The sequence below is a fragment of the Bacillus sp. UNC69MF genome (assembly GCF_000746035.1).
Classification (GTDB): domain Bacteria; phylum Bacillota; class Bacilli; order Bacillales; family Bacillaceae; genus Bacillus; species Bacillus velezensis.
The window spans coordinates 1-23790 of sequence record NZ_JQKM01000003.1; the positions used below are offsets into that span (position 1 = coordinate 1).

General features: G+C 45.4%; 25 protein-coding genes, 4 tRNA genes and 1 pseudogene. 25 read left to right on the top strand and 5 right to left on the bottom strand.

Features of this window, described 5'->3' with window-relative positions; genetic code table 11:
- The coding region (locus BR62_RS0100005; protein WP_032869240.1) for an IS3 family transposase at positions 1-229 on the top strand (229 nt) is incomplete at its 5' end.
- Positions 230-289: 60 nt separating this feature from the next.
- Here BR62_RS0100005 and BR62_RS0100010 read toward each other — a convergent pair.
- Complete coding sequence (locus BR62_RS0100010; protein ID WP_004393053.1) at positions 290-1219, bottom strand: manganese-dependent inorganic pyrophosphatase; 930 nt, start codon at positions 1217-1219, stop codon at positions 290-292.
- A gap of 206 nt (positions 1220-1425) precedes the next feature.
- Between BR62_RS0100010 and BR62_RS0100015 the strand changes: the two genes are divergently transcribed.
- Positions 1426-1797: a winged helix-turn-helix transcriptional regulator gene (locus tag BR62_RS0100015; RefSeq protein ID WP_015240961.1), complete on the top strand. Its 372-nt coding sequence runs from the start codon at positions 1426-1428 to the stop codon at positions 1795-1797.
- Positions 1798-1834: 37 nt separating this feature from the next.
- Here BR62_RS0100015 and BR62_RS0100020 read toward each other — a convergent pair whose 3' ends face one another.
- Positions 1835-2320, bottom strand: coding sequence for a spore coat protein (locus BR62_RS0100020; protein WP_032866871.1), 486 nt, complete (start codon positions 2318-2320; stop codon positions 1835-1837).
- Positions 2321-2453: 133 nt separating this feature from the next.
- On the opposite strand from BR62_RS0100020, the gene BR62_RS19440 reads away from it, so the two are divergent.
- The 10 genes from BR62_RS19440 (at position 2454) to BR62_RS0100070 (ending at position 12561) form a co-directional block, all read left to right on the top strand.
- On the top strand, positions 2454-2606 hold the full coding sequence (locus tag BR62_RS19440) for a hypothetical protein (protein WP_004393059.1): 153 nt from the start codon (positions 2454-2456) through the stop codon (positions 2604-2606).
- A gap of 243 nt (positions 2607-2849) precedes the next feature.
- A complete protein-coding gene (locus BR62_RS0100030; RefSeq protein WP_032866869.1) occupies positions 2850-3785 on the top strand; it encodes a YybS family protein in 936 nt (311 codons plus the stop codon).
- Positions 3786-3815: 30 nt separating this feature from the next.
- On the top strand, positions 3816-5795 hold the full coding sequence (locus tag BR62_RS0100035) for a DHH family phosphoesterase (RefSeq protein WP_007407911.1): 1980 nt from the start codon (positions 3816-3818) through the stop codon (positions 5793-5795).
- Entirely contained in the window at positions 5792-6241 is a 450-nt protein-coding gene (gene rplI / locus BR62_RS0100040; protein WP_007407910.1) for a 50S ribosomal protein L9, read from the top strand. Before BR62_RS0100035 ends, rplI begins: the two co-directional genes overlap by 4 nt.
- 6 nt (positions 6242-6247) lie before the next feature.
- Positions 6248-6946, top strand: a complete 699-nt coding sequence (locus BR62_RS0100045) for a protein kinase family protein (RefSeq protein WP_080760387.1) — start codon at positions 6248-6250, stop codon at positions 6944-6946.
- 87 nt (positions 6947-7033) lie between these two features.
- On the top strand, positions 7034-7690 hold the full coding sequence (locus BR62_RS0100050; protein ID WP_032869242.1) for a PIG-L deacetylase family protein: 657 nt from the start codon (positions 7034-7036) through the stop codon (positions 7688-7690).
- A complete protein-coding gene (locus BR62_RS0100055; RefSeq protein ID WP_007407907.1) occupies positions 7687-9021 on the top strand; it encodes a glycosyltransferase family 4 protein in 1335 nt (444 codons plus the stop codon). The genes BR62_RS0100050 and BR62_RS0100055 overlap by 4 nt, the downstream gene beginning before the upstream one ends.
- Positions 9011-10198 (top strand): carboxylate--amine ligase, encoded by a 1188-nt coding sequence (locus BR62_RS0100060; RefSeq protein ID WP_007407906.1) that lies wholly within the window; start codon positions 9011-9013, stop codon positions 10196-10198. Before BR62_RS0100055 ends, BR62_RS0100060 begins: the two co-directional genes overlap by 11 nt.
- On the top strand, positions 10191-11246 hold the full coding sequence (locus BR62_RS0100065; protein ID WP_007407905.1) for a phosphotransferase: 1056 nt from the start codon (positions 10191-10193) through the stop codon (positions 11244-11246). Before BR62_RS0100060 ends, BR62_RS0100065 begins: the two co-directional genes overlap by 8 nt.
- A gap of 22 nt (positions 11247-11268) precedes the next feature.
- Positions 11269-12561 (top strand): glycosyltransferase family 4 protein, encoded by a 1293-nt coding sequence (locus BR62_RS0100070; RefSeq protein ID WP_032869243.1) that lies wholly within the window; start codon positions 11269-11271, stop codon positions 12559-12561.
- A gap of 79 nt (positions 12562-12640) precedes the next feature.
- Here the strand turns inward: BR62_RS0100070 and BR62_RS0100075 are convergent.
- Together BR62_RS0100075 and BR62_RS18915 are read right to left on the bottom strand one after the other, a co-directional pair.
- A pseudogene (locus tag BR62_RS0100075) lies at positions 12641-12889 on the bottom strand (hypothetical protein); the annotation flags it as partial.
- Positions 12890-12978: 89 nt separating this feature from the next.
- Positions 12979-13122, bottom strand: coding sequence for a YycC family protein (locus BR62_RS18915; RefSeq protein ID WP_007407902.1), 144 nt, complete (start codon positions 13120-13122; stop codon positions 12979-12981).
- Between the two features lie 118 nt (positions 13123-13240).
- Here BR62_RS18915 and BR62_RS0100080 point away from each other — a divergent pair, with 118 nt between their 5' ends.
- Complete coding sequence (locus BR62_RS0100080) at positions 13241-13450, top strand: hypothetical protein (protein ID WP_032866861.1); 210 nt, start codon at positions 13241-13243, stop codon at positions 13448-13450.
- A 30-nt stretch (positions 13451-13480) separates the two neighbouring features.
- On the opposite strand, the gene BR62_RS0100085 is transcribed toward BR62_RS0100080, so the two are convergent.
- Entirely contained in the window at positions 13481-13678 is a 198-nt protein-coding gene (locus BR62_RS0100085) for a DUF2188 domain-containing protein (protein WP_007407900.1), read from the bottom strand.
- A gap of 170 nt (positions 13679-13848) precedes the next feature.
- Between BR62_RS0100085 and dnaB the strand changes: the two genes are divergently transcribed.
- From dnaB to BR62_RS0100145, 12 genes are all read left to right on the top strand, one after another.
- Positions 13849-15213, top strand: coding sequence for a replicative DNA helicase (dnaB, locus tag BR62_RS0100090; protein ID WP_004393100.1), 1365 nt, complete (start codon positions 13849-13851; stop codon positions 15211-15213).
- 117 nt (positions 15214-15330) lie between these two features.
- Positions 15331-15744: a VOC family protein gene (locus BR62_RS0100095; RefSeq protein WP_007407899.1), complete on the top strand. Its 414-nt coding sequence runs from the start codon at positions 15331-15333 to the stop codon at positions 15742-15744.
- A 238-nt stretch (positions 15745-15982) separates the two neighbouring features.
- Positions 15983-17275 (top strand): adenylosuccinate synthase, encoded by a 1293-nt coding sequence (purA, locus tag BR62_RS0100100; RefSeq protein ID WP_004393102.1) that lies wholly within the window; start codon positions 15983-15985, stop codon positions 17273-17275.
- Positions 17276-17477: 202 nt separating this feature from the next.
- Positions 17478-17553, top strand: a tRNA-Lys gene (locus BR62_RS0100105).
- A gap of 8 nt (positions 17554-17561) precedes the next feature.
- Positions 17562-17633, top strand: a tRNA-Glu gene (locus tag BR62_RS0100110).
- 84 nt (positions 17634-17717) lie between these two features.
- Positions 17718-17794, top strand: a tRNA-Asp gene (locus tag BR62_RS0100115).
- A 36-nt stretch (positions 17795-17830) separates the two neighbouring features.
- Positions 17831-17903, top strand: a tRNA-Phe gene (locus tag BR62_RS0100120).
- 336 nt (positions 17904-18239) lie between these two features.
- Positions 18240-18947 carry a cell wall metabolism DNA-binding response regulator WalR gene (gene walR, locus BR62_RS0100125; protein WP_004393104.1) on the top strand — a complete coding sequence of 236 codons (708 nt, stop codon included), beginning with the start codon at positions 18240-18242 and terminating at the stop codon, positions 18945-18947.
- Between the two features lie 6 nt (positions 18948-18953).
- A complete protein-coding gene (gene walK / locus BR62_RS0100130) occupies positions 18954-20789 on the top strand; it encodes a cell wall metabolism sensor histidine kinase WalK (protein ID WP_032869246.1) in 1836 nt (611 codons plus the stop codon).
- On the top strand, positions 20779-22137 hold the full coding sequence (gene yycH, locus BR62_RS0100135) for a two-component system activity regulator YycH (protein ID WP_032868124.1): 1359 nt from the start codon (positions 20779-20781) through the stop codon (positions 22135-22137). The genes walK and yycH overlap by 11 nt, the downstream gene beginning before the upstream one ends.
- Positions 22124-22963, top strand: a complete 840-nt coding sequence (locus tag BR62_RS0100140; protein WP_032869247.1) for a two-component system regulatory protein YycI — start codon at positions 22124-22126, stop codon at positions 22961-22963. Before yycH ends, BR62_RS0100140 begins: the two co-directional genes overlap by 14 nt.
- A 14-nt stretch (positions 22964-22977) precedes the next feature.
- On the top strand, positions 22978-23772 hold the full coding sequence (locus BR62_RS0100145; protein WP_007407895.1) for an MBL fold metallo-hydrolase: 795 nt from the start codon (positions 22978-22980) through the stop codon (positions 23770-23772).
- The last annotated feature ends 18 nt before the right edge of the window (positions 23773-23790 follow it).

The following is a 23790-nucleotide window of genomic DNA, read 5'->3' on the forward strand; positions in this document are numbered from 1 at the left end:
CATTACCATGAGCATGTCCCGCAAAGGGACGCCCGCTGATAATGCCTCCATCGAATCGTTTCATTCCTCGCTAAAGTCTGAAACGTTCTATCTTAACAGCATTGATCGAACTACGACTGCCATCGTAGAACGCACTGTCATAGAATACATTCATTATTATAACAATATTCGTATTCAAACCAAACTAAACAACCAATCACCGATAAACTATCGGCAATTGGCTGTTTAAAAGGTGTTTTGACCCCTGTCTCAAAAACGGGGGGCAGTCCCGGTTTCCGGGGTGTTTTTGTTATTCTGCAATCGCGTCTGTTAAAACAGGAACGACTTGTTTCTTTCTGGATACGACGCCTTTTAAAAGAGCCGTGTTGTTTTCTAAAGTCACGTTGAATGCTTTTTCCACTTTTGACGCTTGATCACCGATGGCAAGCGCAAGGGAATCGTTTTCCAGAATATCCGTAATCACGAGAAGGAACAGGTCAAGGTTCTTCTCAGCAATTACTTTTGAAAGAGCCGCTTCTAATTCCGGCTGCCGCTTTTTAACATCTTCAATATCAACTGTGTTGACTTGGGCGATTTCGACTTTTTTGCTGCCGAGCGTGAACTCTTTCGCATCAAGAGAAATCAGTTCTTCCACAGTTTTTTTGCTTAAGTCGGCGCCCGCTTTCAGCATGTTTAAGCCGTACTCTTCCGCATCTACGCCGGCAATTTCAGCAAGCTCTTTTGCCGCTGCGATATCTTGCTCCGTGCAAGTCGGAGATTTAAATAACAGAGAGTCGGAAATGATTGCTGACAGCATGAGGCCCGCAATTTCTTTCTCGATTTTCACGTTATTTTCTTTGTACATTTTGTTTAAGATCGTAGCCGTACAGCCGACCGGCTCAGCACGGTAGTAAAGAGGTTCCGCTGTTTCGAAGTTGGCGATACGGTGGTGGTCGATAACTTCAAGAACCTGAACATCTTCGATATCCTTGATGCTTTGCTGGCGTTCATTGTGGTCAACAAGGATGACGCCGTTTACTTCGTTTGCGGCTGTTTCCACCAAACGCGGGCTTTCCTGCTTGAAATAATCAAGCGCGTATTGTGTTTCGCCGTTGACTTGTCCAAGGCGGACGGGCTCAGCATTGAAGCCGAGTTTATTTTTTAGATCAGCGTAGGCAATGGCAGAGCAAATGGTATCTGTGTCTGGGTTTTGATGTCCGAAAATAAGAATTTTTTCCATAATAACTCCTTGTCCTTTTTTGTAGTGTAAACAATCTTTTTATAGTTTAACACGTCTTGAGGAGGGTGTAATCTTCAAAACCTTAAAAATTGATGTGAAAAAGAAGCATTTTTGTTGAGAGGTGGAGAGGATTGCGAGTAAAATACTGGGTAAGTCAGATGCTAATCAGCATATAGTATCAAAAAAGGTACTATGGAGGATGAAAAATGAACATATATCCGAATAAAGAAGGTTGTCCGGTTGAACTGACGCTTTCCGTTATCGGCGGAAAGTGGAAGGGTATTTTGTTTTATCATATGATCGGCGGAAAAAAGCGGTTTAATGAGTTTCGGCGCATTTGCCCCAGCATTACGCAGCGTATGCTGACGCTTCAGCTTCGCGAGCTTGAGGCGGACGGCATCGTGCATCGCGAGGTATATCAGCAGGTGCCTCCAAAGGTGGAGTATTCTCTTACCGAATTCGGCAGGTCGCTGGAACCGATCGTTTTGCAAATGAAGAAATGGGGAGATGCCAACCGGGAGTTTCTCGAGACATACCGGGATAAAACGTCTCCTCAAGATCAGTCCGCTCAAAAATAAGAAGCAGCAAAGGATTAAATTCCTTGCTGCTTTTTTTTTATTTCATCGCGATGGCCTTTCTGGCGTTGCGCACGTCATTTTTCAGCAATTCGCTCAGGTTGTAAGCCGGATATTGACCGCGTTCTTCCATATACTCAAAGACCATTTGATGCCACTTGATGGCCGCATTTAAGTGCTTGACGAAAACGTGTCTTAATTGAGGTGTGGCCGTCTCTGTAATGGCTCCGGCGTAATTGCGCACAGACGTTTTGGCCATGCTCAGCAGGCCGCCGCTGTAAAAGGAGGAATCAGCGCGCTCTTCTGTTTCATCCTCACGAAAAGCGGGAGCTTCAGGGAAGAAAGGAAGCAGTTCACGCAGATTTTGTTCCAGCGAATGGATGGAAAATCTGTAAAGCTGTTTTAATCTGGCGTCGCTTACGTCCCGCTCTGTTCTTTTTAATTTCACAAGTCCGTTTGCCTGGAAAGCCACTAACTCATGCAGTTCTAACGTTTCATGCCATGCTAATGTTCTCCGCTCAGTCATGGTGTAAGAATCTCCTTTATCCTTCATTTTCACTATCAGCATATGCCCCGGTTCCGATGTTGTTCCTGATGTTTTGAAGTTTCCAGAAAGGGAAAATCAATGTAAAGGAAATACGAAATAGAGGTGAAAATATATGTGGGACATGATAAAGAACTTCTTCCTTTTCAGCAGCGGTGTTTTGCAGGCGACCACTCTCTTACTTATCGTTATCGTCTTGTTATATGTACGAAAAACCAAAAAGAAAAACAGAGATACTTCTGGTTTCATGGATGATCAGGATCACTGATACAACGGGCATTCTTTCACTGGGATGTCCGTTTGTCTGTTTTCATGTTTCACATGGAACATTGCGGCTGTCCGCGCTCATTTTACTTGCGATTTCGACTTATGTTAAAATATATACGTGTATTTTGGAGAGTTTATGGAAAATTCAGGTCTTGAAAGAGACATTGCGGCGTCAAAAGAGCAGTCGTCTAAGCTGCTCTTTTCTATTCGTATGTTCGAATGATACAAGGTTTGAGGTGAGTAAGTGAAAAATACAAGGGCTCTAATAGAAGGCGCCATTTTGATCAGTATTTTTGCAATCATTTCCCTTTTGGTCGTGTACCTCCCTTTACTGGGGGCAATTCTTCTCTTTGCTTTGCCGCTGCCGATCATTCTTTACACCATTCGGCACGGTCTGAAGCCCGGGGTATGGATGGGGCTTGCCAGCCTTCCTGTCAGCTTTATTGTAAGTTCGTTTACCGGGCTTACAGGCGCTTTTACGGCGGCCTGTACGGGAATCGCCATGGGATATTATTTTAAAAAGAAACAGTCCGGCTATGCGGTTGCTGCCGGCGCTATGGCGTATGTGCTGTGCGGCGTCGTTTTTTTTGTGGTCAGCATCGTGTTCCTTAACATGAATGTGGTTGATACCACCATGTCCCAGCTTCGGGAGTCGCTGTCTGTGGCTGATACCATGTCAAAACAGCTGGGTTACGGAGACCAGTTCGGGAAGCAGATCAAGCTGATGGAAAGTCAGCTGAGCACGGTTCAATATCTTTTTCCTACAGTGCTCGTATTGACCGGCATCGTTTTTTCTTTCCTCAGTTATGCTATGGCAAGGCCGCTTTTACGGCGATTTTCCCCTGATCTTCCGAAGATGAAGCCTTTTAGAGAGCTCAAACTCCCGCAAAGCGTTGTCATTCTGTATTTTATTGTGACGATATTAGGGTTTCTGCCTTTAGAAAAAGGGCATATGCTGTATTCGGTTTCATTGAATGGGGGATTTATTCTCAGCTTGCTGATTTGTATTCAAGGATTAGCGTTTATTTTTTTCTATTGCCGCGAAATGGAGATGCCGAAAGCCGTTCCTGTATTAGCAATTGTGCTGGGGGTGCTTTTTCCGCTCATCTTGTCCGTGTATCTCCTCTTAGGCATCATTGACATAGGCTTTAACATAAGAAATAAGGTGACGCGAAATTGAGTGTGACTTACAGGTGGGGGGTTGATAGAAATGCCTAGTTTTTATGAAAAACCGTTGTTTCGGTATCCCATCTATGCATTGATTGCATTGTCAATCATCATAATTCTCATCAGCATTTACTTTAACTGGCTGATAGGAGCCATCGGCGTTGTGCTGCTCGCCGTGATCTTGTTTTTCATTAAGCGTGCGGATTCTCTGATCAGAAAAGAAATTGACGATTATATCTCCACGTTATCGTATAGATTGAAAAAAGTAGGCGAAGAGGCATTAATGGAAATGCCTATCGGGATTATGCTGTTTAATGATCAATATTACATTGAGTGGGCGAATCCGTTTTTGTCTTCCTGTTTTAATGAAAGCACGCTCGTCGGACGCTCGCTGTATGACACATGCGAGGCCGTCGTGCCGCTGATCAAGCAGGAGGTCGATTCGGAAACGATCACCTTGAATGAGCGGAAGTTTAAAGTAGTGATTAAAAGAGATGAGCGCCTGCTTTATTTCTTTGATGTGACAGAACAGATTCAGATTGAAAAGCAGTACGAAAATGAGAGAACCGTGCTGGCATATATCTTCTTAGATAACTATGATGACGTCACACAGGGGCTGGATGACCAAACGAGAAGCACGATGAACAGCCAGGTCACCTCATTATTAAATGCGTGGGCGCAGGAGTACGGCATTTTTCTGAAACGGACGTCCTCGGAGCGGTTTATCGCGGTGTTAAATGAACACATTTTAACGGAGCTTGAAAACGCGAAATTTTCGATTTTGGATGAAATCCGAGAAAAAACATCCGTTCACACTGTATCTTTGACCCTCAGTATCGGGATCGGCGCATCGGTTTCTTCCTTGAAGGAGCTTGGAGATCTGGCGCAGTCCAGCCTCGATTTGGCTCTCGGCCGCGGAGGCGACCAAGTGGCGATCAAAATGCCGAACGGCAAGGTGAAATTTTACGGCGGCAAAACGAATCCGATGGAGAAGCGCACAAGGGTGCGCGCCCGGGTGATTTCTCACGCGCTCAAGGAGATTGTCTCAGAAAGCAGCAATGTCATTATCATGGGGCACAAATTTCCTGATATGGACGCAGTCGGAGCCGCAATCGGAATATTGAAGGTGGCGCAGGCCAACGGCAAAGAAGGCTACATCGTCATTGATCCGAACCAGATCGGATCAAGCGTTCAGCGTCTGATTGAAGAAATTAAAAAATATGAAGAGCTGTGGTCGCGGTTCATCACGCCGGAAGAGGCGATGGAAATTTCAAATGACGACACGCTGCTTGTCGTCGTTGATACACATAAACCATCCCTTGTGATGGAAGAGCGTCTCGTGAACAAAATCGAGCACATCGTTGTGATTGACCACCACCGCAGAGGCGAGGAATTTATTAAAGACCCGCTGCTCGTTTATATGGAGCCATACGCTTCATCCACCGCAGAACTCGTGACGGAGCTGCTTGAATACCAGCCGAAGCGGCTCAAAATCAATATGATTGAAGCGACGGCCCTGTTAGCTGGTATAATAGTGGATACGAAGAGTTTTTCCCTTCGCACGGGCTCGCGGACGTTCGACGCCGCTTCTTATTTGAGAGCGAAAGGCGCAGATACGGTTCTGGTGCAGAAAGTTCTCAAAGAATCGGTCGGTTCTTATATCAAGCGGGCGAAGCTGATCCAGCATACGTCTCTTTATAAAGAACATATCGCGATTGCTTCTCTTCCTGAGAACGAAGAGGAGTACTTTGACCAGGTGCTGATTGCGCAGGCGGCTGATTCCCTCTTATCGATGAGTGAAGTGGAAGCTTCATTTGCGGTAGCCAGACGGGATGAGCATACGGTGTGCATCAGTGCGAGATCGCTGGGCGAGGTCAATGTGCAGATTATTATGGAGGCGCTGGATGGCGGAGGGCATTTAACCAATGCGGCAACCCAGTTATCGGGCATTTCTGTCTCAGAAGCGCTCGTCCGGCTGAAGGAAGCCATTGATGAATATTTTGAGGGAGGCGTTCAGAGATGAAGGTTATTTTCTTACAAGATGTAAAAGGTAAAGGAAAAAAAGGCGAAGTGAAAAACGTAGCAGACGGTTATGCACATAACTTTCTCATTAAAAAAGGCCTCGCTGTCGAAGCAAATGCGACAAACATCAGCGCATTGAAAGGACAGAAAGAAAAAGAGAAAAAAGAAGCGATTGCCGAGCTTGAAAGAGCCAAAGATTTGAAAGAAACGCTTGAACAGCTGACTGTTGAGCTGAGTGCCAAATCCGGTGAAGGCGGCCGTCTATTCGGATCTGTCACAAGCAAACAGATTGCAGAAGCGCTGCAAAAAACGCATAAGATTAAAGTGGATAAACGGAAATTGGAGCTCCAAGACGGTATCCGCACACTGGGATATACAAACGTTCCTGTAAAGCTGCACCCTGAAGTTCAGGCTGTGCTGAAGGTTCACGTAAAAGAAGAAGCGTAATACACAATGAAAAACCCGCCGATCCGGCGGGTTTTTTTCATGTCAGCAGACGGCGCAGCGCAAGAAAATGATGAGATTGTTTCATTTCCGATCATCACCAGATTGCATATTATATTACATCATAACGAAGGATGTGTCGGTATGAAACGATTTTTTTCTGAAACATATTTTAATAATCCGGAGAATAAAAAGGCGCTGGAGCACTATCCGCTGATCGGTGATGGAAAAGACGGGGAAGTCTATCGCTTAACACACAACAAATGCGTAAAATACTTCTTTGAAAAAGGGACATGCAAAAAGGAATTGGCAGCTTTAAAGACCGGACAAGGTTCCCCGGTGATTCCAAGACTGTATGAATACGGAGATCGTTATATTGTGATGGAATATGTCCAAGGCACCTCTCTTGCCCGCCATATCAGAAAAGAAAAATCCCTGTCCGTCAAACTGACTGCTGATATTTTAAATATGCTGGATGAATTAAAAAGAATCGGTTTTACCAGATGGGATGCCGAAATCAGGCACATTCTGATCAACGAACACGGAAATCTTAAGGTCATCGACCATAAAAGAGCTTTTTCCGCCATTACCCGGTTTCCCGTAAAACTATTAAAAGGACTGGACAAATACGGCTTGGCGGATGAGTTTTTGAACACTATAAAAAAATTAAATCCGTCACGTTACCTGGAATGGCAGCCGCACATGTAAGTTTCTGAAAATCCGCACATGTAAGTTTCCTTTTTGTAGGGTCGTCATATGATATTTGTAACATTTGTTTGGTGGAGTGTGGAAAAAATGGCAGAATACATTATGGTTATCGGCGCTCATCCCGATGATGAACTATTGGGATCAGCGGGCACCATAAAACGGCTGATCAATGAAGGATATAAAGTAATTTCCGTTATTACGGCATTAGGAAGAAAAGAAGAAGCTCATCATATTAAACAATTAGGCGAACGCGCGAATCAAGAGCTTGGAATTGAGAAAGTCATCTTTTTGGAGCACACGAATTTAGAGCTGGAATGTATCCCTCTTCATAAGCTTGTCAAAGAATTAGAGCAGCTCATTCGCGTCTATCAGCCTGATAAAATCTTTACACATCATTACGGCGATATCAATATGGACCACCAGAGAACATTCCAAGCAGTTTTAACAGCCGCCAGACCGCTTCCGAATCAAAAGCCTATCGAACTGCTTACGTTTGAAACGCTATCTTCAAGCGAGTGGGAGAGGAATACGGCTGATAAACTTTTCAAGCCTAATTACTTCGTCAATATCACAGACACAATGGATGCCAAACTCGCGGCGCTTCACCACTATGACGTAGAAATGAGGGATTACCCTCATCCCCGTTCATATGAAGGCGTAAAACATTTAGGAAGAGTCAGGGGGATGACGGCGGGTGTGGAATACGCCGAAGCTTTTGAAGTCGTGCGGAGGATCTGGAAATGATCAAGACATTTTCCGTCCCCTATCCGTATATGGTCCAGACGCTTGACCGCTACTACGGGGTCAAAACGCGCCCGCGAAAAAAGGCGGCAGTAAAGACACAGTTGAAACATGAACATCATATTCCGCGGTTATACAGGAAAAAAAAGAAGTTATCCATTTTGATTGCCACGTTTTGGGACTACCCGCACACGGGCGGTTTATCAAACTATATTAAAACGCTTAGTGAAGGACTGAAAAAAAGAGGTCATAAGGTGGATGTCATATCCCCTAATCTGTTTCCGTCCGCACAGGTAAAAGAACTGCGGGCGGCTGTTGTTCCGAAATTAAAAGATTTCTTTAAAGACAGATATGGGGTTTATAACGATCATATTTTGAAAAATAATCGGCTGATGTTTATATACGAGCAAATGCTTCAAAAGATTCATTTGGAAAGATATGATGTGTTCCACGCTCAAGATTTATTTACAGCCAATATGTTAGGCAGGTTCAATCAAATCTATAAAAAACCTTTATTTTTCACACCGCATGGCATGTTTACTTTCAACAGACTTAAATTTCACATCTTTAAAAAAGGCTCGGTAGAAGAGATTTATTATAAAAAATTAGAGATGAAAGCCATTGAATACGCAGATCGCCTGATTATTATCAGCGATACGTTCCGCAGCCCGCTCATGAAGCTCGGAGCCGAACAGGAAGACATGACAACGGTGGTCACAGGAATCGATTACGATGCAAAAACAGGCGGGAAAAGAAAAACCCCGTTACCGAAAAATAAGATCATCATCTCGTGTATTGCAAGATTAGGCCCGAGAAAAGGTCACAAATATTTACTGGACGCACTTTCGAGAATTCCATCTGATGTACTTGAGCATGTTGAAGTGCTGATCGCGGGCGACGGAGAGATGAGGAGCGCCTTAGAGGAACAGGCTCGAAAACTGAATCTATCTATGGTTTCCTTTTTAGGAAAAAGAGATGATGTTCCCGCTATTTTGAATGTGACGGACATATTCGTACTGCCGACCATTAATGATAGTCTGCCTATTTCGATTATTGAAGCGATGTTCAGCGGCTCGGCTATCATCGCGACCGATTGCGGGGGTATTCCGGATCTGATCCGCCATAACAAAACGGGGCTTATTGTCGAGCCGGGAAATGCAAAGGTTCTTGCCCGGGCTTTAGCGTTTTTTATCACTAACAAATCTGCGCGGAAGATAGCTGCTTCAAACGCAAAGGCCTACGCAGAGAAATATTTAAGCAGTGAGACGATGATAAAAAATATCGAATCGATTTATCAAAATACCAACAGCTCGGAGGGAGATCATGAAACATGAACATGCAGCCGTTGTACTTGATTTCAGTGCAAACGGGATTGGGATCATTCGCAGCCTGGCCCGAAGAGGAATCGATGTTTACGCGTTTGACACGGAGGGACCTTATCGTATCGGAAAATCAAGGTTGGCAGATTGCGGGATATGTCCCAGCCCTTTAACACAAGAGGAAGAACTGCTGACATTTCTGACTGATTTCGGGAAGCGATTCCAAGCAAAGCCGGTTCTGTACGCAGGATCTGATGATTATGCGGGATTTATATCTAAATTCCGCGAGACATTAGCCGGCTTTTTTTTGTTTTTGCTCCCGAGCCGCTCTCTGTTAGAAACGGTCTTAGATAAAAGCAAAGCATATGAATTAGCGGTCAAGCATCACATCCCCTGCCCGAAAACCTTTTTTCCGAACAACCGGGATGAGCTGGAAGAGGCCATCGCCAATATTGACTTCCCGTGTATTTTAAAACCGGTGGCCGGCCATGAATACAGAAAAAAAGTAAACAAAAAAGCAATTGTAATGAAGGATGCCGCACAATTGCGCAAGGAGTTCAGCTCCTACAGAGAAAATGGAGAACTGCTCGTGCAGGAGATCATCCCCGGAGACAACCAGTGTTTTTATAAAGTCGCCACTTTTTATGATGACCAAATGAAATTAATGGGCTTATTCTCTCTGCAAAAGAACCATCAATTCCCTGCAGATTTTGGCGCGGGGGCCCACGTCGTCAGCAAACGGCTTCCTGATTTAATCAAGAAGACCCTGCCGTTTTTTGAAGCGATTCAGCTGAAGGGAGTAGGCATGGCGGAATTTAAAAAGGATCCCCGGGACAATGTTTACAAGTTTATCGAAATTAATCCGCGCTTTTGGCTCAGCCATAGCCTGACAGAACCGGCAGGCGTTCATTTCGTTTACATGTACTATCTGTATTTGACCGGACAACATGTGAAGCCCCAGCTCGAACAAAAAGACGGAATCAACTGGATTTATGAGGTGCGTTATTTCTTAACGTTTTTGAAGAAACGAAAAAGAGGAGAAATGACGTTCCGGGATTTTTGGAAAGGGTGTAAAGGAAAAAAAGAGTACGCTCTTTTTGCTTGGAATGACCCGATGCCATTTATCAGAAACACTTGGTCTCATCTCAAAAACAGCTGGAAACGGAAGCGGAAGGAAGATCGGCATGTATGAAAAGGATCTTTTGTATGGCGCATTTCAAAAACTGAGAATTGACGAAAAACTGTCGTATTCGTTCGGTGAAAGGGCTGCGGTGAATCCGGATGACATCACATGCCTGAAATCGACGGACAGAAGCGCCATTTATAAACTGTTTGTAAAGAAAAAATCCGGAACTGTTCCGCTGATATTGAAGGTATATAAATCTTCCCGTGAAAAAAATAAGGTCGAGATTAATATATACGGGAAAGCCCGTTCCGTTTTAGGGGATTTGCTGCCGGACATCTATCTTATAGAAGAAAGTGACCATGAAACGTGGATATTTATGGAGTTTGTCAGCCAGATCAGGGGACAGCTTACATTTCACCCGAAGCATTTCAAGTATATTATTCCGTCTGTCGCAGAATTGCACAGCCGCACCTTTGAAAATAAGAATATTTCTGACGGTAAATGGCGGTCGTGGCTGCCGGTATATGAATCGGAAACCATGAGAAAAGGGCGTAAAAAGCAGATCAAAAAGACAGCGGAATTATTGGATAGAGCTCTTAAAGATGAGCGCACAAAAGATATCGTGAAGCCTCATTATCGGCAAATCACAAACTTGCTTGAGCAGGAGGAGCCGGATTTTTTCCCTGAATTGATACAAAACGGCTCAGCCATCACACACGGTGATCTTCATATGCAGAATATCTGCACCCACGATGCGTCCGGGCATGAACCGTGGGATATTCAATTCATCGATTGGGAATCCGCAAAATACGCGCCGGTTTGGTTTGATATGACGGTGCTGGTTGAAATTCTGCTTGGCTTCAGAAAAGATTGGAGCCGGCACGCAGAAGATATTCGGACGTATTGCGTAAAAGTGTATACGAAAGAAATGAAAAAGCGGGGCATTCATTTTCAGACCCCTCCTATGACGCTTTATAAAATGGCTTATTTGCAGAGAACACTTGAAAAAGGGCTTCATACCCAATTGCGGAGAATCTTCGACAATCGGGGAGGAGAACTGCTGCCGTATCATGTTGACAAAGTGTCAAAATGGGGACGGGAATTAGGATTATAAGTTTGAGAGAGGGGGAGCGGATTTGAAAGAAGAGATCGGCAAGCCGAACGGTCTGGTGCCTCTAGCCTTATTGCGCGTCATGGATCAATTTTACGGGATCGAACATCAAAGTGAGCCAGAGATGCTGTATTCGTTCTGTGCGGAAGGAAAAAGCTCCCCTAAACGAAAAAAGCCATTGCGTATTCTGTACGCAACTTTTCTCCGTTACCCGAATGTCGGAGGGTTGGCGAGTTATATCACATCAATTAAGACGGGTTTTGAGCGCATCGGTCATCAAGCGGATGTCATCTCGCCGCTCCAAATGCCGCCATCTTTTTTTCAGGAAGATATCCCGCGGGCCGCTGACGAGATCAGAGCGTTTCTTGTTGGCAGATACGGCGCCGCAAACGAAAAGTTTGTGAAGAATCTCAGCTATTTACATGTCTTTCAAAGATTTTTGAAGGAGAAAGACTTAGAACAATATGACCTGTTTCACGCGCAGGATTTATTTGCGGTATTTTTGCTGGGATACCTTAATCAAACGTACCAGCGTCCTCTTTTTTTCACGCCGCACGGACATTTTACGAAAAGCCGGATGAAGTTTCATAAAATCCAAAAGGGTTCAATAGAAGAGGCATATTTCAGTGAAATAGAAAGGCAGGGTATTCGGGCTTCGGATAAAATCATTACAATCAGCGACTCCTTTCACGAGCCCTTGCTGGAGTACGGAGCGAAGGAGGCCCAGCTGAAGACTGTTCATACCGGTATTCACATTCAGGATGCCCCTGAGTCAAAACGTGCTGAAAAGCTCGTGATCGCGTGCGTTTCCCGTCTGACCGAGCGAAAAGGACATGATGTGATGCTGGACGCTCTCGCCCGCATCCGGCACCATTTATCCGGAGTTGATATATGGATCATCGGAGACGGAAACATGAGAGGGTTTCTGGAAGAGAAGAGACGGAAACTGGGCCTCTCAAATGTGTTTTTCCTCGGAAAACGACGTGATGTGCCGGCGCTTTTGGCTGAATCATCTATATTTGTCCTGCCGACATTGAATGATAATTTCCCTATAGCGATCATCGAAGCGATGTTCTCAGGTCAAGCCATTGTCGCAACTGACTGCGGAGGAATCCCTGAGATGATCCGGCATGAGGCCACAGGGCTTATTTGTCAGCCCGGCAACAGCCGCGAACTTGCTGATGCTCTCGTAATGCTGATTACGGATCAGTCTCTCAGGGAACGGCTTGGAAAAGAAGCGCGCTCCTATGCCGGCCGGCATCTGCGTCAGGAACTGATGGTTTCAAAAATAGAAAGGATTTATCAATCATTTTTCTGAATGATACCGGCGCCGCATGGCAGGTGCTTCAAGAGCAAAATAAAGAGGCCGGCGTTTAACTATCCAGCCTCTTTCCGAACTATTTTTTCATCTCATACAGAGTCTGCTGACTTTGTCCGCCCGGGCCGCCCGTCATTCCTTTCCGGGCTGAGCTTGTTTTTCCGGTGCTGTATTGGTCAGCTGAGATTTTTGTGCCGTTCTTTTTCCTCCATGAGACAAGCTTTGTGTTGCCTGAATTGTTTCCGGATAATAAGAAATATTTCACTTTTCCTTCGTCAACAAGTTTTTTCAGCTGTGAGACGGTTAAAATCGGATCGGTTCCGTTCAAAGAATGTTTTACCAAAATTTTCTTCGCGAAAAAAAGAGGCGGAAAGCCATCGCTTCCGCCTCCCGCACATATATATGAGAGAGCAGCCTTTATTTGTGATCGTTCTCTTTTTGGACTTCAGCTAATTTGGCAAGCAGAATGTGCTGAGGCATGTGCATGATTCTCTCAAGCGGCATATTCAGTGATTCTGCGAGCTTTTGCGCCGTTTCGGCGGAAATTTGCAGCGGTTTCATGTGATCACTCCTTCCGTTTCTTTATTGTACTAAAATCAGAAATCTATCGTAAGAGGATATGACAAAGGAATGGAGGTTTGAAAAGCGGGGCTTTATAACAGAATGGGGGAGGTTTTTTATGCAATCACCATTGATGTTATTACAGCTGAAGCTGGCTGATTATCAGAAAAAAGCCGCAGAACTGCGGACAATTGACGAATTTATTATACTGAAACAGACATTGCAGGACATGATGAAAGTATTCGCCGCCTGTGAAGAATGGGAGCTGTATCAAAAAACGGCCGATCTCATGTCGCAGACGGTGCTGCACATCCGTTTCATCGAATAAGAAAAGCCCTCGCTCGGGCGAAGGCTTTTCTTAAAAGGACCGTTCTTCTTCAATGTTTTTATGCTGATCATAAATGACAAGCTTAGACGGGCTGTTCTCTTTAGCCGTCTGCTCCGCTTTCTCGATCGCCGCGTCCTTTGATGTATAAAGAGCTGTCGGCGCCACATTTTCCACCTTCACAAACCATCCGTCCGCATCAACACTGGGTGTTACTGCATATGTTTTCATCCTTCTTACCTCCTGGTTTCGATTTATTTATTTGTTTCCCGGCATTCGGAATGGCGAAACACGCAGCCGCTGTTTGACAAATACAGGGAAAGAGATGTTTTTCTATTCTTTTTCTTGAGAAATGGTAAAATGAAGTTTGGATATTTTTTAAGGAGAGGACGGTGCTTAGCATGACAGACCTTCTGAATGATCGGCTGCCGCCGCAAAACATAGAAGCTGAGCAGGCCGTGTTAGGTGCTGTTTTTTTACAGCCGTCTGCGTTAACACTGGCTTCTGAAGTGTTGATTCCGGATGATTTCTACAGAATGTCACACCAAAAAATTTACAATGCCATGCTCGTGCTCGGAGACCGCGGTGAACCGGTTGATTTGGTCACGGTAACGTCAGAGCTTGCGAATACCGATTTGTTAGAAGAGGTGGGAGGCGTCTCTTACCTGACGGACATCGCGAATTCCGTTCCGACAGCGGCTAATATAGAATATTACGCGAAAATCGTTGAGGAAAAATCCATTCTCCGCCGTTTAATCAGAACGGCGACCTCGATCGCTCAAGACGGGTATACGCGCGAGGATGAAGTTGAGGATTTATTAAGCGATGCGGAAAAAACGATTATGGAGGTCGCGCAGCGAAAAAATTCGGGCGCCTTCCAAAATATTAAAGACGTGCTTGTGCAAACATACGACAACATTGAGCAGCTTCACAACCGGAAAGGCGATATAACCGGGATTCCGACTGGTTTTATCGAGCTTGACCGGATGACGGCGGGGTTTCAGCGGAATGATTTGATCATTGTCGCGGCCCGTCCGTCTGTGGGGAAAACGGCATTCGCCTTAAATATTGCGCAAAACGTGGCCACCAAAACGGATGAGAGCGTCGCGATATTCAGTCTTGAGATGGGTGCCGAGCAGCTTGTCATGCGTATGCTCTGCGCTGAAGGGAATATTAATGCCCAAAATCTCAGAACGGGAAATCTGACGGAAGAAGATTGGGGCAAGCTGACGATGGCGATGGGAAGCCTGTCAAACAGCGGTATCTTTATAGATGACACCCCCGGCATCCGCGTCAGCGAAATCCGTTCAAAATGCCGCAGACTGAAGCAGGAGAACGGATTGGGCATGATTTTAATTGACTACTTGCAGCTCATTCAGGGAAGCGGCCGTTCAAGCGACAACCGCCAGCAAGAGGTATCGGAAATTTCACGGGCGCTAAAAGCGCTGGCGCGGGAGCTTGAAGTCCCGGTCATCGCCCTGTCTCAGCTCTCCCGGGGTGTTGAGCAGCGGCAGGATAAACGTCCGATGATGTCAGATATCCGTGAGTCGGGAAGTATTGAGCAGGATGCCGACATCGTCGCCTTCCTGTATCGTGATGATTACTATGATAAAGAATCCGAAAACAAAAACATCATCGAAATCATTATTGCCAAACAGCGTAACGGCCCGGTGGGCACCGTCTCACTGGCTTTTGTGAAAGAATACAATAAGTTCGTAAACCTGGAAAGGCGCTTTGATGACGGCGGTGTTCCGGCAGGTGCGTAAAGCCTCAAGCAATGTCTTGAGGCTTTTTTTCATCCGAAAGAATGAGAGAATGCCGTCCGTTCGGCAGACGAAAAAAAGAAGGCGCTTTTATATAATGGCATTAAGGGAGGGATGATGATGACAATTGAATTTCCGCAATTTCAAGCGGCGCAAATCCGGATTGCCCGGCCGACCGGACAGCTCAAAGAAATCATCAGGTTTTATGAAGAGGGCCTCGGGCTGAAGAGGGTCGGCAGTTTTTCCGGACATGAGGGCTACAGCGGCGTCATGTTCGGCCTGCCCCATACGCAATATCACTTAGAATTCACCGAAGAAACCGGCGCGTCTCAGCCGGCGCCCGTTCCGCACGGCGACAGCCTGCTTGTCTTTTACATCCAGGATCAGCAGGAGGTCATCCGCATCAGCACGAAATTAAAGCAGATGGGATATGAGGAGAAAGCACCCGAAAACCCGTACTGGGAAGAAAAAGGCGTGACCATCGAAGATCCTGACGGCTGGCGGGTCGTCCTGATGAATACAAGCGGCATATAAATGACTGTCTGAAGAACCCTGATTACGGGTTCTTTTTCTTGTTAAAGCATGAAAGTTTCGGGAGTAATAGATAGCAAATGAAAGAGAAAACGCTTTTAATCATGTTTAAGGCGAACAAATATAGATTGATAAGATTTAAATGTTCGGATTTACGATTGACTTTCTGTTTCGGCACTGATACACTTAATTTGTTTGAATGAGATATCGTTTTGAAAGGTTAACGGAGGTGCACGGATATATGTCTTCAGTAGTCGTAGTAGGTACGCAGTGGGGCGATGAAGGAAAAGGTAAAATTACAGATTTCCTATCAGAAAATGCAGAAGTGATCGCACGTTATCAAGGCGGAAACAATGCAGGACATACCATCAAGTTTGATGGCGTCACGTACAAGCTTCATTTAATCCCATCAGGAATTTTTTATAAAGAAAAAGCGTGTGTCATCGGGAACGGAATGGTTGTTGATCCGAAAGCGCTCGTAACGGAGCTTGCGTATCTTCATGAACGCAATGTGAGCACGGATAACTTGAGAATCAGCAACAGAGCCCACGTCATTCTTCCATACCATCTGAAACTGGATGAAGTAGAGGAAGAACGCAAAGGGGCCAATAAGATCGGCACAACGAAAAAAGGCATCGGACCTGCTTATATGGACAAAGCGGCGCGGATCGGCATCCGGATCGCAGACCTGCTAGATCGTGACGTGTTTGCAGAAAAGCTTGAACGGAACCTTGAAGAGAAAAACCGTCTGCTTGAAAAAATGTATGAAACGGAAGGCTTCAAAATTGAAGATATTCTGGATGAGTATTATGAATACGGCCAGCAGATTAAAAAGTATGTATGCGATACATCCGTCGTCTTAAATGACGCGCTGGATGAAGGCCGCCGCGTTTTATTTGAAGGCGCTCAAGGGGTTATGCTTGATATCGACCAAGGGACATACCCGTTTGTCACTTCATCCAACCCGGTCGCCGGAGGGGTGACGATCGGTTCAGGCGTAGGCCCGACAAAAATCCAGCACGTCGTCGGTGTATCTAAAGCGTACACAACCCGTGTCGGTGACGGTCCTTTCCCGACTGAGCTGAAAGATGAAATCGGGGATCAAATCCGTGAAGTCGGACGCGAATACGGCACAACGACAGGCCGTCCGCGCCGTGTCGGCTGGTTTGACAGCGTTGTTGTCCGCCACGCCCGCCGCGTCAGCGGAATCACAGATCTTTCTCTGAACTCAATCGATGTGCTGACTGGCATTGAAACATTGAAAATCTGTGTCGCTTACCGCTACAAAGGTGAAGTGATTGAAGAATTCCCGGCAAGTCTGAAAGCTCTCGCAGAGTGTGAACCGGTATATGAAGAAATGCCTGGCTGGACGGAAGATATCACAGGCGCAAAAACATTAAGCGATCTTCCTGAAAATGCGCGCCATTATCTGGAACGCGTATCTCAGCTGACAGGTATTCCGCTTTCTATTTTCTCTGTCGGTCCCGACCGTTCACAAACGAACGTCATCCGCAGTGTATACCGCGCTAACTAAGAATTTGCAGCAAACAAGCCTCCGGTCACGGAGGCTTGTTTTTTTATGTAGGAAAAAAATAATAGATTTTTTTCAAAAAAGTAGTTGCCACTTTCGAATGTTCTATGATATTATAAATCTCGTTGTTACGGAACAGCTTCAATAGAGTACTGCAAGAAAGCTTTTGTCTGAATGCTCTATGATACATAATCCGACACATCAGGAGCCATTAGCTCAGTTGGTAGAGCATCTGACTTTTAATCAGAGGGTCGAAGGTTCGAGTCCTTCATGGCTCACCACTTTTTATGGCCCGTTGGTCAAGCGGTTAAGACACCGCCCTTTCACGGCGGTAACACGGGTTCGAATCCCGTACGGGTCATTGATTTACTTTAGCGTTATTGCTAACTCCTTATTTGTCCTCGGAGGGCCGCCACGATACGGCTCTCCGGACAAATTACTGTAAGGTCCGGTAGTTCAGTTGGTTAGAATGCCTGCCTGTCACGCAGGAGGTCGCGGGTTCGAGTCCCGTCCGGACCGCCATTTTACTTTACTTTATAGTATAGAAAAGAAACATCTGGCTCGGTAGCTCAGTTGGTAGAGCAACGGACTGAAAATCCGTGTGTCGGCGGTTCGATTCCGTCCCGAGCCACTTACCCAAACGCATCTGCAATAGTAGGTGCGTTTTTTCTTTTGTTATAAAAAAGGGAGAGCCGGCTTTTCAGCCGGCCCAGAAGAAGACGTCAAACACTAGACGGCGTTTTTTTTCGTGAGGTTTCAAAAAAATATTATTTTTTAAAAGAAAATAAAAAACATGACAAAAGGATGGCAGTTCAATACGTTTTTGCGCTGTTCTCTTTAATTTTTTTATCTTTTGACCTGAAACCGTTATAATAGATGGGGAACGTTTTTCACGATCCGAATTGTGATCATCATGAAACATCAATAGATGAAATGAAGTCATTCTGGCAGGAGGAAAATCAAGATGATGGATAAGAAAATCCTTGTAGTCGATGATGAAAAACCGATTGCAGATATATTAGAGTTTAATTTAAGAAAAGAAGGCTATGACGTGCATTGTGCGTACGACGGAAACGAAGCCGTGGAAATGGTGGAGGAGCTTCAGCCTGATTTAATTCTTTTAGATATTATGCTTCCGAATAAAGACGGAGTTGAAGTGTGCCGGGAAGTCCGGAAAAAATATGATATGCCGATTATTATGCTGACGGCAAAAGACTCGGAGATTGACAAGGTCATCGGGCTTGAAATCGGAGCGGATGACTATGTCACGAAGCCTTTCAGCACGCGTGAGCTTCTGGCCCGCGTCAAAGCGAACCTGCGCCGCCAGCTTACGGTTGCGCCGGCTGAGGAAGAATCAGCTTCTAATGACATTCATATCGGTTCTCTCGTCATCTTCCCTGACGCTTATGTCGTATCAAAAAGAGAAGAAACGATCGAGCTGACTCATCGTGAGTTTGAATTGCTTCATTACTTAGCCAAACATATCGGACAGGTTATGACGCGTGAGCATCTGCTGCAGACTGTGTGGGGCTATGACTATTTCGGTGATGTGAGAACGGTGGATGTAACAGTGCGCCGTCTCCGTGAGAAAATCGAGGATAATCCGAGCCATCCGAACTGGATCGTCACAAGACGGGGTGTCGGTTATTACTTGAGAAACCCTGAACAGGACTAACCGGCGATGAATAAGGTTGGTTTTTTTCGGTCGATTCAGTTTAAGATCACGCTGATCTATGTGCTTCTCATTATCATCGCCATGCAGATTATCGGCGTGTACTTTGTGAAACAGGTGGAGAATTCTCTTCTCAAGTCCTATGAATTATCGTTAAATCAGCGGATTGACAATCTATCCTATTATATTGAGCAGGAATATAAAGGAGATAATGACAGCACCGTCATTAAAGATGACGTCAAACGGATTTTGAATGATTTTACGAAGAATAATGAAATACGGGAGATTACATTTGTTGATAAAAGCTATGAGGTCGTCGGTTCCTCGAGGCCTTATGGCGAGGAAATAGCGGGGAAACAGACGACTGACCCGATTTTTAAACGGATTTTCTCAACAAAACAGGCCTATTCAAAAAAATATTATGATCCTAAAAGTAAAAACAGAGTGCTGATTTCAGCAAAACCTGTCGTCACAGAGAATCAGGAAGTTGTCGGCGCGATTTATGTCGTAGCCAGTATGGAAGATACCTTTAACCAGATGAAAACCGTCAACTCGATTCTTGCTTCAGGAACAGGCTTAGCCCTTGTTCTGACGGCTCTTCTCGGTATATTTCTCGCCCGCACCATTACCCATCCGCTGTCGGATATGCGTAAGCAGGCGATGGAACTGGCAAAAGGGAATTTCTCCAGAAAGGTGCGGAAATACGGGCATGATGAAATCGGTCAGCTCGCAACGACGTTCAACCATCTGACGAGAGAGCTTGAAGATGCCCAAGCCATGACGGAAGGGGAGAGAAGAAAGCTGTCTTCCGTTATCGCGTATATGACGGACGGTGTCATCGCTACGAATCGCAACGGGGCTATTATTCTTTTAAACAGCCCTGCGCTTGAGCTGCTGAATGTTTCACGTGAAACGGCGTTAGAGATGCCGATTACGTCTTTATTGGGCATAAAAGAGAACTTTACATTTGAGGATTTAGTAGAACAGCAGGATTCCATGCTGCTGGAGATCGAACGTGACGATGAAACGACTGTACTGCGGGTGAATTTTTCCGTTATTCAGAGAGAGCACGGAAAAATCGACGGTTTAATCGCGGTTCTTTATGATGTCACCGAACAGGAAAAACTCGATCGGGAACGCAGAGAGTTCGTTGCCAACGTGTCTCATGAGCTGCGGACACCGCTGACGACCATGCGAAGCTATTTAGAGGCGCTTGCAGAAGGCGCGTGGGAAAATAAAGATATCGCTCCGCGTTTCCTAATGGTGACTCAAAATGAGACTGAGCGCATGATCAGATTGGTGAACGACCTGCTTCAGCTTTCTAAATTCGACAGCAAAGATTATCAGTTTAATCGAGAGTGGATTCATGTGATCCGCTTTATGTCACTGATTATCGATCGTTTTGAAATGACAAAAGAACAGCATGTCGAATTTATCCGCGAGCTGCCGGACAGAAATCTGTACGTGGAGATTGATCAGGATAAAGTGACGCAGGTTCTCGATAATATCATTTCTAACGCACTGAAATACTCACCGGAAGGCGGACATGTCACTTTCTCAGTCGATGTGAATGAGAAAGAAGAGCTGCTTTATATCAGCGTAAAAGATGAAGGTATCGGCATTCCGAAAAAAGATGTGGAAAAAGTCTTTGACCGTTTCTACAGAGTGGATAAAGCGCGCACGAGAAAACTCGGCGGCACCGGACTCGGCCTTGCGATTGCAAAAGAGATGGTTCAGGCGCACGGCGGAGACATTTGGGCCGACAGTGTAGAAGGCAAAGGAACGAAGATTACATTTACTCTTCCATATAAAGAAGAGCAAGAGGATGATTGGGATGAGGCGTGAAAATATAAAAACAGTCATACTGTCAGTGCTGGTCGTCATTAGTCTTGTTTTAACATGGGGAATTTGGACATTCCAGCCCAATTTTTCAGAAGGCACGGCCTCAACCAAATCGACTGTCCGGGAAAAGCATAAAATTGATAAAACGAGCCAAAAAGTGTCGCAAACGGTAAAACCCCGGGATATGTTTATTCATACAAACGGCTCTCATTACAAAGTGGATGATGAGACGCTCTTTAATGACCTGTGGGCGGATTTGCCGCAATGGGAAGTAAAAGGGATGAAGGATATTTCCGATCAATACGACAAGCTCGGTTTTAAAAATTGGCTTTACGGCAGAAACGGCAATTCGGCAAAGCTCGATCTGCAATTCAATGACACCATTCCGATTGATTTCTTCCAATCGATGTTTAAATGGTCGAATCCGTCAATGGAATACAGCTCATTTGACCATATTGTCATTCCGTTTAATGAGAATAAGACGAATAAGAAGATTTACATGGTCTCATACAGCAAGCAGCTGATTTTGGAAGTGACTGTGGAATCGGCGAATTACCGCAATCTGATGAATGAGCTGTACAGCAAAAAGTCGAGTATGCCGTTATACCACCTCTATTCGGTCGGAAAAAGCAAAGAATTTCTCATGCCGAATGCGCGGTTTAATATGAAGGAAAAAGAATTTATCACTGAAACCATTAAGACGAACCTGTTTAAGCAGACGCTTTTTAATGATCCGAGCACGGTCAGAGAAGACCCGAATTACAATCGGAATGTGCTGACTGACGGAATCAGCCGTCTGGAAATCAATTCGACACAGCGGCAGATTCAATTCCAGCATCGGAACCTGGCACAAAGCGCTTCTTACCAAACGGGTGAGCTGATTAAGAAAAGCTATAAATATTTAGAGGATACGGGAAGCTGGACGGATCATTATCAATTTTTCAATGTGAGTGATAACCAGCAGCTGAGTTTCTACATGTTTAAAGACCAAATGCCTGTGATCAACAGCACGTCTAAGCCTTTCGGATCCGGACCTGTTTTGACCCTGCAATGGGCCAATGACGAGGTTCTCAGCTACAAGCGGCCGAACTATGTTCTCGGACCGAATCCGATTAAAACAAAAGACGTGAAAATGATGAGCGGCAATGAGGTTGTGTCTTTGCTGGAGCAGCAGGTTAAATACGACGTGAATAAAATCGACCAGATCTTCCTGTCCTATCAAATGGTATCTTCGTCAACGAATGATCTTGTTGAACTGGAACCCGTCTGGAGTATGAAAATCAACGGGAAGATCGTCCCGATTACGAAAGATCTGCTGGGGAAGGAGGAGGACGATAATGGAGTGGAATAAGACAAAAACGATCTTCATCATTGCCTTCCTCATCCTCGATATTTTTCTAGGCTATCAGTTTTTTGAAAAACGCTCGAGCAGTGAATACGAAGTGATTAAAAATTCAAATGTGGAAAAAGACATGGAGATGGATCACATCACATTCGGAAACCTGTCTTCTGATTCCGCGACGGGCTACCGGCTGACGGCGGGCCAAAAGGTATTTACCGCTGAAGATATTGATGCTTTGAAGGATCAAAAGCCGTTAATGGAGATGCCGGCGGATGATCACAAGGTCACAACGCTGAAAATGAAATTTACCGATCCGGTCGGTTTATCGAAGCAAAAACCGCAGGAGGATGCGGAATCGCTCGTCAGCTCTAAAGTAACCGGCGGTGAAAAATATAAACTGTGGAAAGTCGACAAGGATCAAAAACAGATCATTTTTTACCAGACGTATGACGGACAGTTTATTTATCAGGATTTTGACTCGTCCACGGATGCGATCGGACAGGTGATTCTGCATCTGAACGATAAAAACGAGGTCGTATCTTACGAGCAGACCATGCTGGAGTCATTCAAGCGGATCCAGACGGAGAGCCTGATTCCTGAGCTGGATGCGGTCGAATTATTGTATTCTCAAAATTACTTAAAAGCGAATTGCGCCGTTAAAAGCGTCAAGTTCGGCTATATTGCCCAATACCCGCTGACAAGTACGCAGGTGCTGGCGCCGGTATGGAGAATTACAATTGAAGATAAGTCAAAAGGGACGAAGAAAAAGACACAGCAAACGTACACTGTGAATGCATTGGAAAGCACAGTCATTGATAACAATCAAAATAAATAATGGAGTGAGACACAATGGGCTTGCAATTTAGCGTGCTTGCGAGCGGGAGTACCGGAAACGCGTTTTATCTGGAGACAGAGGAGCACTCTTTTCTGGTGGATGCCGGCCTGAGCGGTAAAGCGATGGACGGGCTGATGGAGAAAATCGGCCGCAAGATAGACGACGTGGACGGCATCTTTGTCACTCACGAGCACAGCGACCATATTAAAGGGCTCGGCGTCATTGCGAGAAAGTACGGTCTTCCCGTCTACGCCAATGAAAAGACGTGGAAAGCGATGGAGAATCAGATCGGCAAGCTGGATACCGGACAAAAGTTTCTGTTCCCGATGGAAAGCGTAAAATCCTTCGGCGGGCTTGATGTTGAGTCATTCGGCGTCTCTCATGACGCGGCCGAGCCGATGTTTTATGTTTTCCACTACCAAGGCAGAAAGCTCGCACTGATGACGGACACAGGGTATGTGAGCGACAGAATGAAAGGCATTATCCGTTCGGCCAATGTGTTTGTGTTTGAAAGCAACCATGATGTCGGCATGCTGCAAATGGGCAGATACCCATGGAGCATTAAGCGGCGGATTTTAAGCGATGTCGGCCACGTCTCCAATGAAGATGCGGCGCTCGCCATGACTGATGTCATCGGCGACGGCACATCGCGCATCTATTTGGCGCATCTGAGCCAAGACAACAATATGAAGGAACTGGCGAGAATGTCCGTGCAGCAGACATTGGCTGCGAAAGGATTTGTCGCCGGGGAAACGTTTCAGTTATTTGATACCGATCCGAAAATCCCGACGCCGCTGTGCGCCGTGTAATTTTTCCAAATGAATCAT

Coding starts and splice junctions, on each gene's coding strand:
- BR62_RS0100140 (WP_032869247.1), top strand. CDS start 22,124: ATGGAGTGGAATAAGACAAAAACGATCTTCATCATTGCCTTCCTCATC.
- BR62_RS0100015 (WP_015240961.1), top strand. CDS start 1,426: ATGAACATATATCCGAATAAAGAAGGTTGTCCGGTTGAACTGACGCTT.
- BR62_RS18915 (WP_007407902.1), bottom strand. CDS start 13,122: ATGAAACCGCTGCAAATTTCCGCCGAAACGGCGCAAAAGCTCGCAGAA.
- walK (WP_032869246.1), top strand. CDS start 18,954: ATGAATAAGGTTGGTTTTTTTCGGTCGATTCAGTTTAAGATCACGCTG.
- BR62_RS0100055 (WP_007407907.1), top strand. CDS start 7,687: ATGATCAAGACATTTTCCGTCCCCTATCCGTATATGGTCCAGACGCTT.
- BR62_RS0100010 (WP_004393053.1), bottom strand. CDS start 1,219: ATGGAAAAAATTCTTATTTTCGGACATCAAAACCCAGACACAGATACC.
- rplI (WP_007407910.1), top strand. CDS start 5,792: ATGAAGGTTATTTTCTTACAAGATGTAAAAGGTAAAGGAAAAAAAGGC.
- BR62_RS0100080 (WP_032866861.1), top strand. CDS start 13,241: ATGCAATCACCATTGATGTTATTACAGCTGAAGCTGGCTGATTATCAG.
- yycH (WP_032868124.1), top strand. CDS start 20,779: ATGAGGCGTGAAAATATAAAAACAGTCATACTGTCAGTGCTGGTCGTC.
- BR62_RS0100065 (WP_007407905.1), top strand. CDS start 10,191: ATGTATGAAAAGGATCTTTTGTATGGCGCATTTCAAAAACTGAGAATT.
- walR (WP_004393104.1), top strand. CDS start 18,240: ATGGATAAGAAAATCCTTGTAGTCGATGATGAAAAACCGATTGCAGAT.
- BR62_RS0100045 (WP_080760387.1), top strand. CDS start 6,248: ATGAAAAACCCGCCGATCCGGCGGGTTTTTTTCATGTCAGCAGACGGC.
- BR62_RS0100145 (WP_007407895.1), top strand. CDS start 22,978: ATGGGCTTGCAATTTAGCGTGCTTGCGAGCGGGAGTACCGGAAACGCG.
- purA (WP_004393102.1), top strand. CDS start 15,983: ATGTCTTCAGTAGTCGTAGTAGGTACGCAGTGGGGCGATGAAGGAAAA.
- BR62_RS0100050 (WP_032869242.1), top strand. CDS start 7,034: ATGGCAGAATACATTATGGTTATCGGCGCTCATCCCGATGATGAACTA.
- BR62_RS0100035 (WP_007407911.1), top strand. CDS start 3,816: ATGCCTAGTTTTTATGAAAAACCGTTGTTTCGGTATCCCATCTATGCA.
- BR62_RS0100060 (WP_007407906.1), top strand. CDS start 9,011: ATGAAACATGAACATGCAGCCGTTGTACTTGATTTCAGTGCAAACGGG.
- dnaB (WP_004393100.1), top strand. CDS start 13,849: ATGACAGACCTTCTGAATGATCGGCTGCCGCCGCAAAACATAGAAGCT.
- BR62_RS19440 (WP_004393059.1), top strand. CDS start 2,454: ATGTGGGACATGATAAAGAACTTCTTCCTTTTCAGCAGCGGTGTTTTG.
- BR62_RS0100085 (WP_007407900.1), bottom strand. CDS start 13,678: ATGAAAACATATGCAGTAACACCCAGTGTTGATGCGGACGGATGGTTT.
- BR62_RS0100095 (WP_007407899.1), top strand. CDS start 15,331: ATGACAATTGAATTTCCGCAATTTCAAGCGGCGCAAATCCGGATTGCC.
- BR62_RS0100020 (WP_032866871.1), bottom strand. CDS start 2,320: ATGACTGAGCGGAGAACATTAGCATGGCATGAAACGTTAGAACTGCAT.